We start from the raw sequence: 400 nt of genomic DNA on the forward strand, positions 1-400 counted from the left end.
TGATTATACGTTTTGGGTGTGTGAAACTTTTCATTTTAATGAGAATGAAATTCTAGCTAACCAAGCTCCATTTTATTTTGATAATAGTGTTTTAGATATTTTTTCAAGTGTAAAAGTGGGTGCAACTTTGCACATCATCCCTAATCATATCTTTGCTTTTCCTGCTAAAGTATTACAATGCTTAGAACAAGAAAAGGTAAGTACAATCTTTTGGGTGCCTTCAGTGTTGATTTATTTTGCAAACACCGAAGCTTTAGATAATTTTTCTTCAAAAAATCTCAAAAAAATACTCTTTTGTGGTGAAATCATGCCTAATAAACAATTAAACCTTTGGAGAAAACATCTACCTCAAAGTTTATTTGCCAATCTTTATGGCCCTACTGAAATCACAGATGTTTGT

The 400-nt window shown here is 31.2% G+C and carries 1 protein-coding gene; it reads left to right on the forward strand.

Annotation, left to right across the window (positions count from 1 at the left end):
* The coding region (locus H2279_RS08770; protein WP_337196302.1) for an AMP-binding protein at positions 1 to 400 on the forward strand (400 nt) is incomplete at both ends.

The organism is Campylobacter sp. B0100352/1, assembly GCF_020135855.1.
GTDB lineage: Bacteria > Campylobacterota > Campylobacteria > Campylobacterales > Campylobacteraceae > Campylobacter_D > Campylobacter_D taeniopygiae.